Annotated in this window: 13 protein-coding genes and 1 pseudogene; 11 read left to right on the top strand and 3 right to left on the bottom strand. The window is 46.3% G+C overall.

The genetic code is table 11. From position 1 onward, the window contains the following. Positions 1 to 2: 2 nt before the first annotated feature. The 10 genes from lpxD (at position 3) to RH88_RS02925 (ending at position 11,647) form a co-directional block, all read left to right on the top strand. The gene (gene lpxD / locus RH88_RS02970; RefSeq protein WP_005593365.1) at positions 3 to 1,034 is read left to right on the top strand and encodes a UDP-3-O-(3-hydroxymyristoyl)glucosamine N-acyltransferase; all 1,032 of its coding nucleotides are present in this window, start codon (positions 3 to 5) and stop codon (positions 1,032 to 1,034) included. Between the two features lie 151 nt (positions 1,035 to 1,185). Further along, positions 1,186 to 1,638 (top strand): 3-hydroxyacyl-ACP dehydratase FabZ, encoded by a 453-nt coding sequence (fabZ, locus tag RH88_RS02965; protein WP_065545989.1) that lies wholly within the window; start codon positions 1,186 to 1,188, stop codon positions 1,636 to 1,638. A 1-nt stretch (position 1,639) separates the two neighbouring features. Next, positions 1,640 to 2,428: an acyl-ACP--UDP-N-acetylglucosamine O-acyltransferase gene (lpxA, locus tag RH88_RS02960; protein WP_005593363.1), complete on the top strand. Its 789-nt coding sequence runs from the start codon at positions 1,640 to 1,642 to the stop codon at positions 2,426 to 2,428. Between the two features lie 79 nt (positions 2,429 to 2,507). Continuing rightward, a complete protein-coding gene (gene lpxB / locus RH88_RS02955; RefSeq protein WP_005593362.1) occupies positions 2,508 to 3,659 on the top strand; it encodes a lipid-A-disaccharide synthase in 1,152 nt (383 codons plus the stop codon). Next, positions 3,656 to 4,285, top strand: a complete 630-nt coding sequence (gene rnhB, locus RH88_RS02950; RefSeq protein WP_005593361.1) for a ribonuclease HII — start codon at positions 3,656 to 3,658, stop codon at positions 4,283 to 4,285. The genes lpxB and rnhB overlap by 4 nt, the downstream gene beginning before the upstream one ends. Positions 4,286 to 4,340: 55 nt before the next feature. Continuing rightward, positions 4,341 to 7,820 (top strand): DNA polymerase III subunit alpha, encoded by a 3,480-nt coding sequence (gene dnaE, locus RH88_RS02945; RefSeq protein ID WP_005593360.1) that lies wholly within the window; start codon positions 4,341 to 4,343, stop codon positions 7,818 to 7,820. Between the two features lie 37 nt (positions 7,821 to 7,857). Further along, on the top strand, positions 7,858 to 8,817 hold the full coding sequence (accA, locus tag RH88_RS02940) for an acetyl-CoA carboxylase carboxyl transferase subunit alpha (RefSeq protein WP_005593359.1): 960 nt from the start codon (positions 7,858 to 7,860) through the stop codon (positions 8,815 to 8,817). 95 nt (positions 8,818 to 8,912) lie between these two features. Next, positions 8,913 to 10,223: a tRNA lysidine(34) synthetase TilS gene (gene tilS, locus RH88_RS02935; RefSeq protein WP_005593357.1), complete on the top strand. Its 1,311-nt coding sequence runs from the start codon at positions 8,913 to 8,915 to the stop codon at positions 10,221 to 10,223. A 75-nt stretch (positions 10,224 to 10,298) separates the two neighbouring features. Beyond that, positions 10,299 to 10,637, top strand: coding sequence for a nitrogen regulatory protein P-II (gene glnB, locus RH88_RS02930; protein WP_005593356.1), 339 nt, complete (start codon positions 10,299 to 10,301; stop codon positions 10,635 to 10,637). 119 nt (positions 10,638 to 10,756) lie between these two features. Then, the gene (locus RH88_RS02925; protein ID WP_005593355.1) at positions 10,757 to 11,647 is read left to right on the top strand and encodes an endonuclease/exonuclease/phosphatase family protein; all 891 of its coding nucleotides are present in this window, start codon (positions 10,757 to 10,759) and stop codon (positions 11,645 to 11,647) included. Here the strand turns inward: RH88_RS02925 and RH88_RS02920 are convergent. The 3 genes and pseudogenes from RH88_RS02920 to gloB form a co-directional block, all read right to left on the bottom strand. Beyond that, a complete protein-coding gene (locus RH88_RS02920; RefSeq protein ID WP_005593354.1) occupies positions 11,633 to 12,319 on the bottom strand; it encodes a YIP1 family protein in 687 nt (228 codons plus the stop codon). The two genes, RH88_RS02925 and RH88_RS02920, sit on opposite strands and share 15 nt — an antisense overlap. Next, positions 12,316 to 13,728 (bottom strand): annotated as a pseudogene (locus RH88_RS02915) (LysM peptidoglycan-binding domain-containing protein); the annotation flags it as partial. The pseudogene RH88_RS02915 and the gene RH88_RS02920, both read right to left, overlap by 4 nt. Positions 13,729 to 13,957: 229 nt before the next feature. Then, positions 13,958 to 14,716: a hydroxyacylglutathione hydrolase gene (gloB, locus tag RH88_RS02910; RefSeq protein ID WP_005593352.1), complete on the bottom strand. Its 759-nt coding sequence runs from the start codon at positions 14,714 to 14,716 to the stop codon at positions 13,958 to 13,960. Between the two features lie 33 nt (positions 14,717 to 14,749). Between gloB and RH88_RS02905 the strand changes: the two genes are divergently transcribed. After that, complete coding sequence (locus RH88_RS02905) at positions 14,750 to 15,496, top strand: class I SAM-dependent methyltransferase (protein WP_005593351.1); 747 nt, start codon at positions 14,750 to 14,752, stop codon at positions 15,494 to 15,496. Positions 15,497 to 15,499 lie beyond the last annotated feature (3 nt).

The raw sequence follows: 15,499 nt of genomic DNA, 5'->3' as shown, positions 1-15,499 counted from the left end.
TTATGAAGACATTAACATTAGCCGAATTGGCAACCATTACAGGGGGAGAGCTCCATGGTGACGCTGCTGCGACAGTGACCATGGTTGCACCAATGGATAAAGCACAGCAAGGTCATGTGACGTTTCTGTCTAATCCTAAGTACGCAAAACACTTAGCTGAGTGTCAAGCGACGGTTGTTATGGTGAAAGAAGCCCAGCGCGATCTTTGTTCAGGTAATGCGCTTATCGTAGCAGACCCTTACGTCGCTTTTGCTAAAGTGGCGCAAGCTCTCGATGTAACACCAAAAGCGGCGTCAGCCATTGCACCGTCGGCGGTTATCGATCCTACCGCTTCTCTTGGCGAGAATGTTGCAATCGGAGCCAATGCTGTGATTGAAGAAGGCGTGACGCTGGGCGATAACGTTGTTATTGGTGCGGGGTGCTTTGTTGGTAAGAATGCAAATATCGGCAATAACACTCAGCTATGGTCTAATGTCAGTGTCTATCATAACGTTGAGATCGGTTCAGATTGCCTAGTGCAAGCGAATACGGTCATCGGTAGTGATGGTTTTGGTTATGCCAATGAAAAAGGGGAGTGGATTAAAATTCCTCAGCTTGGCACCGTGCGAATTGGCAATCGAGTTGAGATTGGCGCTTGTACCACGATTGACCGTGGCGCACTGGACGATACCATCATTGCGGATAACGTGATCATTGATAACCAGATGCAAATCGCGCACAACGTTGAAATTGGCTATGGCACAGCGATGGCTGGAGCTACGGTTGTCGCGGGAAGCACAAAAATTGGTAAATACTGCATCATCGGTGGCGCCAGTGTCCTTAACGGCCATATTGAAATTGCTGATGGTGTTACGATTACCGGTATGGGTATGGTGATGCGCAGTATTGAAGAGAAAGGTATGTACTCTTCAGGTATTCCACTGCAAACCAATAAAGAGTGGCGCAGAACGGCCACCCGAGTCCATCGAATTGATGAGATGAATAAGCGCCTGAAAGCGGTTGAAAAACAGCTAGAAGAAAACGCGGATTCTTAACTCGTTTTGGGTAATTAGAAGGCTCGCAACTGCGGGTCTTTTTTCGCTATATACTTAACAACATAGGATGTGGCTTAGCATCACAGCTTTAGTTGGGTATAATGTTAAGCAGAAACCACATTTAGCATGCAAAATATTTAGGAATATGACTTTGACTACTGAGAAGAAAACGATGGACATCACTGAGATTCAGCAACTGTTGCCGCATCGCTACCCATTTTTATTGATTGATCGTGTTATCGACTTCCAAGAAGAAAAGTATCTGACAGCGATCAAAAATGTCTCTGTTAACGAACCGCAATTTACCGGTCATTTCCCTCAGCTTCCAGTATTTCCTGGTGTATTAATTCTTGAAGCAATGGCTCAAGCAACAGGTCTACTTGCGTTTAAATCGTTTGGTGCGCCATCGGGTAATGAGCTTTACTATTTTGCCAGCGTTGATAACGCGAAATTCCGCAAGCCAGTAACGCCTGGTGATCAGCTTGTGATTGAAGTGGAATTTGTTAAAGAGCGTCGTGGTATTGCTGCGTTCAAATGTGCTGCGAAAGTAGACGGTGACGTCGTGTGTTCTGCAGATCTAAAATGTGCACGTCGAGAGTTTTAATATGATTCATGAAAGCGCTCAAATTCACCCATCAGCGGTTGTTGAAGAAGGTGCAAAAATCGGTGCTAACGTTACAGTTGGACCTTTCACTTACATTACGGCTAACGTCGAAATTGGTGAAGGTACTGAAGTAATGTCTCATGTGGTGATCAAAGGCCACACCAAAATTGGTAAAGAGAACCGTATTTTTCCTCACGCAGTGATTGGTGAAGAGAACCAAGACAAGAAATATGGTGGTGAAGATACCACTGTAGTGATCGGTGACCGTAACGTGATTCGTGAGGCGGTACAGATCCACCGTGGTACAACGCAAGATAAAGCCACCACGGTTATTGGCGACGATAACTTACTGTGTGTTAACGCTCACGTAGCGCACGATGTCATTGTTGGCAATCATACTCACATTGGTAACAATGCGATCTTAGGTGGTCATGTAACGGTAGGCGATTACGCTGGCGTTATGGCTCTATCAGCTATTCACCCATTCTGCACCATTGGCGCATACGCTTATATTGGTGGTTGTTCTGCGGTGGTACAAGACGTATTGCCGTACGTATTGGCGCAAGGTAACCATGCTTCTCCATTTGGTCTAAACCTAGTCGGTTTGAAGCGCAACGGTTTTGAAAAGCCGGAAATTCGCGCACTACAGAAAGCGTACAAAGAGATTTACCGTTCCGGTAAAACAATGGAAGAAGTAAAACCAATTTTAGCTGAAATGGCCCAAGAGTGGCCTGCGGTGGAACCAATGCTGAAGATTATCGAATCAACAGAACGTGGTATTATCCGCTAAGTCTCAGAGTGGTTGAGTGAAAAAAGATCGCAGCACCAAACTGCGATCTTTTTGCGTTTTAAGGTAAGAGGATAAAAAGATGGAAAGGCCACTACGAATCGGTATCGTTGCGGGTGAACTCTCAGGGGATACGCTGGGGGAAGGCTTTATTAAAGCGATTAAGTTGCGTTACCCAGATGCTGAGTTTGTTGGCATTGGCGGACCTAAGATGATGCAGCAGGGCTGCCAATCATTGTTTGATATGGAAGAGCTTTCCGTGATGGGTCTGGTCGAAGTTTTAGGCCGTTTGCCGCGTTTGCTGAAAGTAAAAGCAGAACTGGTAAAGTACTTCACTCAAAATCCACCCGATGTGTTTATTGGCATTGATGCGCCTGATTTTAATCTTCGCCTTGAACTTGATCTAAAAAATGCAGGCATCAAAACGGTTCACTATGTCAGCCCTTCTGTTTGGGCTTGGCGTCAAAAGCGTATTTTCGGTATCGCAAAAGCCACGAATTTGGTTTTGGCTTTTCTCCCATTTGAAAAAGCGTTTTACGATAAGTTTAATGTGCCTTGTGAGTTTATTGGTCATACCTTAGCTGATGCGATTCCTCTCAAGTCGGATAAAGCTCCCGCCCGAGAACTCCTTGGTCTTGCACAAGATAAATCGTGGCTAGCGGTATTGCCGGGAAGTCGTGGTAGCGAATTGAATATGTTGGCTGAACCTTTTATTCAAGCTTGTAAACGCTTACACGCTCAGCAGCCAGATTTAGGCTTTGTCGTTGCATTGGTCAATCAGAAGCGTCGTGAACAGTTTGAAGCGGCTTGGCGAGAATACGCTCCAGAGCTTGAGTTTGTATTGGTCGATGATACCGCTAAGAATGTGATCACAGCAGCTGATGCGGTGATGTTGGCTTCAGGCACCGTTGCTCTAGAATGTATGCTGATTAAGCGACCAATGGTTGTAGGCTATAAAGTGAATGCGTTTACTGCCTTTTTGGCGCGTCGTATGTTGAAAACGAAATATGTTTCTTTACCGAATATTTTGGCCGATCAAGCGTTAGTCAAAGAGTTTCTTCAGCAAGATTGTACCCCGGAGAATTTGAGCCAAGAAGTGCTGCAATTGTTAGGGCAACACGGTGACGATATGGTAGAAAAGTTTACCGAGATGCACCATTGGATTCGTAAGGATGCCGATACGCAAGCGGCCAACGCGGTACTGAGTTTAATTGGAAAGAGCAAACAAGCATGACAACAGTAAAAAGCAAAGAAAAAAAAGAATTGCCTCCATTTGAATACCCACAAGGCTACCAGCTTATCGCTGGTGTGGATGAGGTGGGGCGTGGCCCTTTGGTGGGGGATGTCGTGACCGCCGCTGTTATTCTTGATCCTAACAATCCGATTGAAGGCCTCAACGATTCAAAGAAATTGAGTGAGAAAAAACGCTTAGCGCTACTGCCTGAAATCAAAGAAAAAGCATTAGCATGGGCAATTGGTCGATGCTCTCCTGAAGAGATTGACCAACTGAATATTTTGCAAGCAACCATGGTGGCTATGCAGCGTGCCATTGCGGGTTTATCGGTGCAACCAGATCTAGCGCTGATTGATGGTAACCGCTGCCCTGCATTGTCAATGGATGCGATTGCGGTGGTTAAAGGTGATTTGCGTGTAGCAGAGATCAGTGCAGCATCAATTTTGGCCAAAGTGGTACGTGACCAAGAAATGGAAGAGTTGGATAAACAATATCCACAGTTTGGTTTTGCCAAGCACAAAGGCTACCCAACCAAAGCGCATTTTGATGCCATTGAGCAACATGGCGTGATTGAACAACACCGTAAAAGCTTCAAACCAGTGAAAAAAGCGCTCGGAATAGAGTAACAATCACGTAGAATAACCACAGCCAAGAATAAAGCGTCAACACCGGAAAGTATTAATGTCAGAACCAAAGTTTATCCATCTTCGAGTCCACAGTGACTACTCCATGATCGATGGCCTATCAAAAGTGCCTCCGCTGGTGAAGAAAGTCGCCGAGATGGGTATGCCTGCAATGGCATTAACCGATTTTACCAACTTATGTGGTTTGGTGAAGTTTTATGGTGCGGCGCACGGCTGTGGTATCAAACCCATCATTGGTGCTGATTTTGTCATGCAGTCACCGGAATTTGGTGATGAACTGACTAAATTAACCGTTATTGCGAGCGATAATACTGGTTATAAAAACTTAACTCTGTTGATCTCGAAAGCGTACTTGCGTGGGCACGTTCAACACCAGCCCGTTATCGATAGAGAGTGGTTAGTGGAATTAGCTGAAGGGCTGATCATTCTCTCTGGCGGTAAAAGTGGCGAGATTGGTAAAGCGCTATTAAAAGGCAACCAAGCATTGGTGAATCAGTGCGTGGGTTTTTATCAGCAATACTTTGCCGATCGCTTTTACCTTGAATTGACACGTACGGGTCGTGCCGATGAAGAGAGCTACCTTCACTTTGCGTTAGAGTTGGCCGAGCGCGCTGACTTACCTGTTGTCGCCACCAATGAAGTGGTGTTCTTGCGTGAAGATTTGTTTGATGCGCACGAAATCCGCGTGGCTATCCACGATGGTTATACCCTTGAGGACCCTCGTCGTCCTAAGAATTACAGCTCTCAGCAATACCTACGTAGTGAAGAAGAGATGTGCGAGCTATTCGCGGACATCCCTGAAGCACTCGAGAACAGTGTTGAGATTGCTAAGCGTTGTAATGTGACAGTAAGGCTGTGGGAGTACTTCCTACCCGCTTTCCCAACTGAAGGGATGGAAGAAACAGACTTTCTTGTGATGAAGTCTCGTGAAGGCTTAGAAGAGCGTTTAGAATTCCTCTTTCCTGATGAAGCAGTCCGTTTGGCTCGTCGCCCAGAATATGATGAGCGTCTGCAGATTGAACTCGACGTAATCAACCAGATGGGATTCCCTGGTTACTTCTTGATCGTAATGGAGTTTATCCAGTGGTCAAAAGACAATGAGATTCCTGTTGGTCCGGGTCGTGGTTCAGGTGCCGGCTCGTTGGTGGCATACGCGCTGAAGATCACGGATTTGGATCCACTTGAATACGATCTGCTGTTCGAACGTTTTCTAAACCCAGAACGTGTATCGATGCCCGATTTCGACGTCGATTTCTGTATGGATAAGCGTGACCAAGTGATTGACCACGTAGCCGAAATGTATGGACGTGATGCGGTATCACAGATCATCACCTTTGGTACCATGGCGGCCAAAGCGGTTATTCGCGATGTTGGCCGTGTTTTAGGCCATCCATTTGGTTTTGTTGACCGCATCTCTAAGCTTGTGCCGCCAGATCCGGGTATGACACTCGAAAAAGCCTTTGCCGCAGAGCCTGCATTACCAGAGCTGTACGCTGCGGATGAAGAAGTCAAAGAGCTGATTGATAAGTGCCGTATTCTGGAAGGTTGTACACGAAACGCAGGTAAACATGCGGGTGGTGTGGTTATCTCGCCAACCACGATTACCGATTTTGCGCCTATCTATGCCGATGCGGAAGGACACTTCCCTGTTACTCAATTTGATAAGAATGATGTTGAAACCGCAGGCCTGGTAAAATTCGACTTCTTGGGCCTGCGTACGCTGACCATCATTGACTGGGCACTGCGTCTGATTAACCCAAGGCTAGAACGTGAAGGGAAAGCCCCGGTACGTATCGAGTCTATCCCATTGGTTGATGAAGCCTCGTTCCGGTTGCTGCAAAACTCAGAAACCACGGCGGTATTCCAGCTTGAATCTCGTGGTATGAAAGAGCTGATCAAGCGGCTGCAACCAGACTGTTTTGAAGATATCATCGCATTGGTGGCTCTATTCCGTCCGGGCCCACTACAGTCGGGCATGGTAGATAACTTTATCGACCGTAAGCATGGCCGAGAAGCGGTCTCTTACCCGGATGAAAAGTGGCAACATGAGTCACTAAAAGAGATCCTAGAGCCGACGTACGGCATCATTCTTTATCAAGAACAGGTCATGCAGATCGCACAGGTCTTATCTGGTTATACCCTTGGTGGCGCGGACATGCTTCGTCGTGCGATGGGTAAGAAAAAACCGGAAGAGATGGCCAAGCAGCGTGCTACCTTCGAAGAAGGCGCGGTAGCCAACGGCGTTGATGGCGAATTGGCGATGAAAATCTTCGACTTAGTAGAAAAGTTCGCAGGTTACGGTTTTAACAAATCGCACTCAGCCGCTTACGCACTGGTTTCTTACCAAACATTATGGTTAAAAACCCATTACCCAGCTGAATTTATGGCGGCTGTAATGACGGCCGATATGGACAACACCGAAAAAGTGGTTGGCTTGGTCGATGAATGCTTGCGCATGAAGCTGAAAGTGTTACCGCCAGACATTAACTCCGGTTTGTACCGCTTTAATGTTGATGAAGACGGCGCGATTGTTTACGGTATCGGTGCAATCAAAGGGGTTGGTGAAGGTCCAATTGAAGCGATATTAGCGTCGCGTAACCAAGATGGCCACTTTAAGGATTTGTTTGATTTTTGCGCTCGTATTGATTTGAAAAAGGTCAATAAACGCGTGATAGAAAAATTGATCTATGCTGGTGCATTGGACCGATTAGGCCCACACCGTGCCGCTTTGATGGCCTCATTAAATGATGCGGTGAAGGCCGCGAGTCAACATCATCAAGCTGAGTCTTTTGGTCAGACGGATCTGTTTGGCGTTCTCACCGAAGCCCCTGAAGAAGTTGAGCATAAATATACTAAAGTGCCGCCGTGGCCTGAAAAAGTATGGCTGGAAGGTGAGCGTGATACACTCGGTCTTTATTTGACCGGTCACCCAATTAATGCCTACATCAAGGAACTGGGCAAGTACACTAGCTGTCGACTTAATGATGCAACACCGACTCGTCGCGATCAATCGGTTACGATTGCGGGCTTGGTGATTGCCGCGCGAGTGATGACCACCAAGCGAGGAAATCGTATTGGCTTGATGACACTCGATGATCGCAGTGGCCGAATGGAAGTGATGTTGTTCTCAGATGCGCTAGAACGATATGCAGAATTACTTGAAAGCGATAAAATTTTAGTCGTTTCCGGACAGGTCAGCTTTGATGATTTCAACGGGGGTCTTAAAATGACCGCGCGCGAGGTCATGGATCTTGGCAGTGCCCGTGAAAAATATGCACGTGGCCTTTCTGTTTCGATTAGCGAAGCGCAAATCGATAACCAATTTTTTGAGCGCTTTAATACCATCTTAGAGCCTTATCGTGCAGGAACGATTCCTGTCCATGTATACTACCAACGTTCAGATGCTAGAGCGCGCTTAACGTTGGGTACTGAGTGGCGCGTAACGCCAAGCGACACGCTACTTGATGATTTAAAACAGCTGCTTGGACCTGACCAAGTAGAACTCGAATTTAACTAAATTCGGCACTGATTGCCGAATATAAAAGGATCGATAGATGAGCCTAAACTTTCTAGAATTTGAAAAGCCTATCGCAGAACTTGAAGCTAAAATCGAAGCGCTGCGTGACGTTTCTCGCCATGGTGGTGATGCTGGTGTAGATCTTAATAAAGAGATTGAGCAGCTAGAGAAGAAGAGCTTAGAGCTTAAAAAGAAAATCTTCAGCGATTTAGGTGCGTGGGAAACGGCTCAACTTGCTCGTCACCCTCGTCGTCCGTATACCTTGGACTACATCGAGCATATCTTTACTGAATTTGATGAACTGGCAGGCGATCGTGCTTACGCTGATGATAAAGCGATTGTTGGTGGTATTGCACGTTTAGAAGGCCGTCCAGTGATGATTATTGGTCATCAAAAAGGTCGTGAAACCAAAGAGAAGGTAAAACGTAATTTTGGCATGCCAAAACCGGAAGGCTACCGCAAAGCACTGCGTTTAATGCAAACCGCAGAACGTTTTAACATGCCGATCATCACCTTTATCGACACCGCGGGCGCATACCCAGGTCTTGGTGCTGAAGAGCGTGGCCAATCAGAAGCGATCGCAACCAACCTAAAAGTCATGGCTGGTCTAACCGTTCCCGTTATCTGTAACGTAGTCGGTGAAGGCGGTTCTGGTGGTGCATTGGCGATTGGTGTCGGTGACTATGTCAATATGCTACAGTACTCAACCTACTCAGTGATTTCGCCAGAAGGCTGTGCTTCTATCTTATGGCGCGATTCAGATAAAGCGCCTCAGGCGGCGGAAGCGATGGGTCTTATCGCTCCACGTTTGAAAGAGCTAGAGCTAATCGATGAGATTATCAGTGAGCCGTTAGGTGGTGCGCACAGCGACCATAAACAAACGGCAGAAAATGTAAAAGAAACGCTATTGCGCCAACTTGCTGAGTTGGAACAGTTTGACGAAGAATCTTTGATGGCTCGCCGTTACCAGCGTTTAATGAACTACGGTTACTGTTGATTCATTGAATAACAAAGAAAAGGGTTGAGCATGGTCTCAACCCTTTTTGTTTTGCGCTAGAATAGCGATGACTTAAGACACTCTTGTGAGCGGCCATGGACTCTCTTTACGCCATTTTTTCTCAATCACTGCAACAGCAACAGCCCAACAAAATCGTTTTAGCATTGAGCGGTGGGGTTGATTCCCGCTTACTATTGGCTTTATTGAGCCGCTATCAACAAGCGCATGGTGTTGTCTGCTTGGCAGTGCACGTGCACCATGGATTAAGTGTAAATGCTGACCAATGGGCTCAGCAATGCCAGCAATGGTCACAGCAAGCAGGAATAAAATGTGTGGTTGAGCAGGTTCAGCTTGATCATAGTGGGCAAAGCCTTGAGGAATGTGCCCGCGAGGCTCGCTATCAAGCGCTTAGCCTGCACGTTGGGGCTGGCGATATATTGATTACCGGTCAACATAGCGATGATCAATTAGAAACATTTTTACTGGCCTTAAAGCGGGGGAGTGGTCCAAGAGGACTCTCGGCGATGGCGCAAGTGATGCCATGGCGAAATGGCTTAATCGTACGGCCTTTACTTACCGTGCCACGTACAGAGATTGAGCGAGTTGCACAGCAGTTACAGTTGCAATGGGTGGAAGATGAAAGCAATCAAGATACGCGTTTTGACCGTAACTTTATTCGCCATCAAATTACTCCCGCACTCAAGCAGCGTTGGCCTCATATCCATAGTGCGGTGCAGCGCAGTGCAGAGCTATGTGCAGAACAAGAAGCGTTACTCGTCGAATTATTGACAGAGCAATTTGAAAGCGCGTTGGCTAGTGATGGCAGCCTTTCTATTGCTACTCTAGAAAGCAAAAGTGAGCGGGTACGCATGCAGTTACTGCGCATGTGGTTTGCCGAGGCTCAATTGCGCATGCCAAGCCGTGATCATCTGGCTTTAATTTGGCAGCAAGTGGCTTTGGCGACCGATGATGCCAACCCTATTCTCAATTTAGGTCAGATACAGATACGTCGTTTTGCGCAATGTTTATATCAAGTATTGCCTGCCGAAGAAATCAGCCATTGGCAGGCGCCACTGTATGTTGATCAATGCCTGATACTTCCTGATGGCGTTGGAGAATTGCGGTTATCAGCCTCTCCAATGGGAGAGTTGGCACTAACCGAGCAGCAAGTGAGTCAACTGTCGATAAGTTTCAACCCGGAAGGTTTAACTGCTCATCCGGTTGGTCGTGGCCATAGCCGTAAACTGAAAAAATTATTTCAGGAGTATGGCGTGCCGAGCTGGTTAAGACGTCGAACACCGATCCTATTATGTGGTGATGAGGTGGTTGCGGTGCTAGGGCTATTTAATTGCAAACCTTTTGCTGGTAAAGGTTATAAATTGGATTGGCGAGCGAAAGCACGTTAGGCTAAAGGCTTGGGCTTTTTATTCGTGACTCTTTTTGGGATAATGATTGAAATAACGTAAGTTTAAGGGATGAACATGAAAAAGATTGAGGCGATCATTAAGCCTTTTAAGCTGGATGATGTACGCGAAGCACTCGCAGAAGTTGGTATTACCGGTATGACTGTATCGGAAGTAAAAGGCTTTGGCCGTCAAAAAGGTCATACAGAGCTGTACCGTGGTGCAGAGTATATGGTCGACTTTTTACCAAAAGTGAAGCTTGAAATTGTCGTGACTGATGATGTCGCGGATCAGTGTGTCGATACCATTATTGAAACGGCGCAAACCGGAAAAATTGGTGATGGTAAAATCTTTATCACTAGCGTTGAACGTGTTGTTCGTATTCGTACTGGTGAAGAAGACGAAGACGCAATCTAATTCAGATAAAAGAGCCGCATGGCTCTTTTATTTTTTGGGCTGGCCATATTGGATGGCGACGCTTTAAATCAATAAGGATATTCAATCAGCTTTCGGCTGGATGAGCATTATCCCCCATTATGAAAAAAAGAACTCTCCTCATATTTACATTGGTGGTCACTGTTGCAGGTTACGCAGGCTATCGAAGTGTTTTTACCTTACCTGACACCGCACAGGTCACGACGATTACGCCGCCGACAGTCTCGGCCAATGACATGCAGCCCGCATTGGCTTGTTATCAAAACCCAGCCCCTCAAATACTTGATCACCATGGTCAATTAAACCTATTGGTATGGAACATCTATAAGCAAAATCGTTCCAACTGGCAACAGGCTTTAGAGGGACTTGCTCAAGATAAGCAATTGCTGCTGTTGCAAGAAGCGAGCATGACAGAAGAGTTACGCGCTTGGATCGATGCTGGGCAGTGGAGTGGAAATTTGGTTGATGCCTTTAAAGCATTTGATACTTCGGCAGGTGTGCTCAATTTGGCGCATCAATTGCCTAAACGCGCTTGTGGGTATACTGAGATGGAGCCTTGGTTGCGCTTGCCGAAATCAGCGCTGTTTGCCACTTATGCACTATCGAATGGGCAGACGCTGGCGGTGGTTAATATCCATGCGGTGAACTTTACTTATGGTACGCAAGAGTATCATCATCAACTTGAAAAGTTAGCTAACGTTCTCAAGGCGCATACAGGGCCTGTTATTGTTGCAGGTGACTTTAATAGCTGGAGTGAACAACGTTTAGCGGTGATGAAAGGGGTATTAGCACAGGTTGGAGTGCAAGAAGTGGATTATCAATTGGATCATCGTAAGCAATTTATTAATGGTTTACCGCTTGATCATCTATTTTATCGTGGCTTAACGCTAGAAAAAGCAGAGGCGCCCATTTCTGACGCCTCTGATCATAATCCGATTGAAGTCTATTTTCGTCTATTGCCGTCAGTGCAAAGCGTATTAGAAAATCAGTAGAAATAGCGCCCAAATAGTGTAAACAACCACCCAAGGAAGGGCAGAAATCGCTAAGGCTTGGCCACGTTCGAATTCTGTCCATGTACCGACCGCAGCATAACCGAGGGCGATATACCATGGCATTAACAGCGGTAATGAACTGGCAAATGAAAACCAATCATTGGTCATTGGCAGTTTCAATAAACCATTAAGGCTATTAAGGTTGGCAGCATAACTTAGCACTTGGCCGTGCTTGAGTAAGGCGCTGACATAGCTCGCCAAATCGCCCAGTACGGCCGGGAATAAAATCGCGCAGCTGGCTGCAAACCATTTCCAGTATCCCTGTTGGTGCTGGCTTGGCTTCGTCGCAAAATGAAACCAAAAGGCCAATAGTGTCACACTGGTAATACGACCTAAAACCTCGGCAATGATTTCACTCGCCATCAAGGTATTAGCATCTAGCAAAGCTACTTGGCTTGGATTCACTTGCTCTAATTGGGGTAGCAAAGCTTGCTTAAGCCATGCAAAATTGACGATGTCAAAGTAGGCGCCCCAGAATAAAAATGGTGTCAGCAGCAAAACAATGAAAGGCTGCCAACCCCACATACCATTTTGATGTAGGGCGATAAAAGTGGCGCTAGGCGAACGAAAAATATCAACTAGCATGCTTAAAGGGTTGCTTGATGGCGTCATACACTCACCTTAGTCACGTCGACATACAGCTTCAGTTTTTGACCTGGCTTTAAGTACTTTTTCTTCTCAAGGCTATTCCACTTCACGACATCGGTCGTTTTTACTTTGAATTTATTTGCAATGCCACTCACCGTATCACCGCTACGCACTTGATAAAAGACAGTGCGGATCACTGCACCATCAGCGCTGTTTTTCCAGATCACCAAATCTTGGCCAATACGTAGTGTGTCTCGTGGGCCCATACCATTCCATTTCGCCAGTGAAGTGTGTGACACCTTATTGGCTTTGGCGATACTCCACAAACTATCGCCTTTGCCGACAGTATGAGTCAATTTGTACTTACCACGAGCTTTCGCTTGGGTTTTCGCTAGACGATTGCTGGCACTGAGTGCGTAAGCTTTGTCATCTTTAGTTGAAATTGGGATCAGCAGATGTTGACCAATACGGATGTTGTTATTGGTCATGTTATTCGCAGTACGAATCACTTGGCTGGTGGTGTTGTACTTGGTTGCTAACACGCTGATGGTGTCGCCTGATTGCACTTTATAGCGAGCGACCTTCATGCCTTTGCCGCGATTTTGTGCCAATTGCGCGTTAAATTTATCGACTGAAGCGATAGGCAGCAACAGTTGCGTATTGCCATCTGGTGAGGTAGCCCATTGGTTGTAAGCTGGATTTAAGCTTTGTAGCTCACGGACAGAAATATCGGCATAGTTGGCGGCAATCGCAAGATCAAGCTGTTCATTCGGCTTCACCAATTCGACCACAGGCTTGTTAGCAATCGGCGGGATTTCAATTCCGTATTTCTCTTGATTGGCGATCACGTCCGCAAGGGCAAGCAGCTTAGGTACATACGCACTGGTCTCTTTTGGTAAAGAAAGAGAGAAGAAGTCGATCGGTTTACCTGCTTTGGTGTTTTTACGAATGGCGCTCGATACACGACCACCACCACTATTGTAGGCAGCAATCGCATGTGACCAGTTGCCATCAAAGCGTTTGTTGAGGTCGGTTAGAAAGTCTAAGGCTGCATCCGTTGCTGCATCGACGTCACGGCGACCGTCATACCAAAAGTCTTGTTCAAGGCCGTACATTTTGCCTGTTGAAGGGACAAACTGCCAAAGACCCGCCGCACTGCCGTGTGAATACGCAAAAGCATCAAACGAGCTTTCTACAACGGGCAATAGAGCGAGCTCTAACGGTAAACCACGTTGCTCAATTTTTTCTGTAATTAGATAAAGAAATGGCTGGGCGCGTTGAGAAACGGTTTTTAGATGCCCTGGGTGTTTGAGATACCAAGTACGATAGTAATCGACTGTTTTATGGTCGGGAATTGGCATCTCAAGCTGCATCGCGATACGTTGCCATACATCTTGTTGTGACTGAGGTGTCACAATCGGCGTTGCAACTACTTGAGATTCTACAGGCGTAGTGGCTGATGTTGCAGGAACTACTGTTGCAGTAGAGGTCTTATCTGAGGTGGTTTCTACATCAGAATCTTGAGTAGTAGGCTGGGTCATTTGACAACCGGTTAATACCAGTGCCAGAACCCAGCTGTGTTTAAATCGCATGTTACAGCCCTTCTTTTCAACGGCTGCTGATAATACTTGTCTCATTAGCTGAGTGACAAGCAGGAAAACGTTAAAATTCGTTTTTCCACTCACGCAATGCTGTAAAAATTGACACAGGATCCATTTGTGTCGTTCGGTTGCTTACTGATTTTATGACACTGGCTTCATCAACACGTAAAAAAGGATTAATCCATTTTTCACGACGGATGGTGGTTGGCAGTGTTGGTTTATTTTGCGCTCTAAGACGATTGACTTCTTCACGATATTTTTGCAATTGGGCGTTGTCGGGTTCGACCGCCATAGCGAAAGCAAGATTGCTCGAAGTGTATTCATGAGCGCAGTAAACTTCGGTTTCTTCCGGCAGTGCTGCCAGTTTGCTCAGTGATTGATGCATCTGCTCCATGGTGCCTTCGAAAACGCGCCCGCATCCGGCAGAGAATAGCGTATCACCACAGAAAAGTTTGCCATCGCCCACATAACCGACATGGCCCAAAGTGTGACCTTCCAGACCGAGTACAAAAAAGACTTCATCAAAGAGATGAATTTGATCGCCGGCTTCAACAGGGTGGGTTAAGGTTGGAACTGGCTCATTGGCTGGGCCGACTACGTCAATGGTTGGGAATTGACGAACTAACTCAGGAATGCCGCCAATGTGATCATGGTGGTGGTGGGTAATTAAGATTGCTTCTAGAGTTAACTCATGTTGTTGCAAGTAGGCTAATACGGGCGCCGCATCGCCTGGGTCGACAACCGCGCAACGACGATCGCTATTTTGGATGAGCCAGATGTAATTGTCGTTAAAGGCAGGTATGCTTTTGATATCTAACATGGTTTTATCTCCATTTATCAAAGTGAGCTCGTTATGAAACCAGCACGCAGTGAAAAAAAGCTTGTACAGCCCCATTCTTGGGCACAATTAAAAAATGGCCAATGGGTTAACGAATCGATCCAAACTCGGCTTGATGAGTGGTGCCCTAAGCTTTTTGGCTACCACATGCTCAAGTTAGGTGGTTTAAGCTGCGAGCTTACGAGCTGCAACTGCAATATACAACATCAAGTTAATCTCGATATCCACAATCCTTTGCATAACGTGATTGCAGATGGTTACGATTTGCCTTTTTTGGAAAAAAGCTTTGATACGGTGATTCTCGCCCATCAACTCGACTATTGTAATGATCCTCATCGCATGTTGCGAGAAGTCGATCGAGTGATGATTGATGATGGTTATTTGATTCTAACCGGTTTTAACCCATTGAGTTTTACTGGGCTCGCCAGTTTCATGCCTTGGCGCAAAAATAATTTGCCGTGGAGTGGCCGCATGTTTACCACCAGTCGAATTAAGGACTGGTTGGGGATCTTAAATTATCAAGTGGTGGCTTGCGATCAGTATGGGTTGTTTCCGATGCAGACTCATCGCACTTGTTGGACATGGCTGGAAAACAGTATTGGTGATTGGGCTGCGCCAATGGGGAGTTTGTATTTTATTGTCGCGCGTAAAAGAACTTATCCATTAAAGCCGATCAAACCGCATTGGAAGCTGAAACGAAAATTGACGCCAGTGGGCGTCAACTACAAAGTTTCGTCTAAATCGAATTGTACTAAGTCGTAAGCT

This window comes from Vibrio scophthalmi LMG 19158 (genome assembly GCF_000222585.1).
Lineage (GTDB): Bacteria > Pseudomonadota > Gammaproteobacteria > Enterobacterales > Vibrionaceae > Vibrio > Vibrio scophthalmi.
This window is presented reverse-complemented; position numbering and strand designations above follow the sequence as displayed.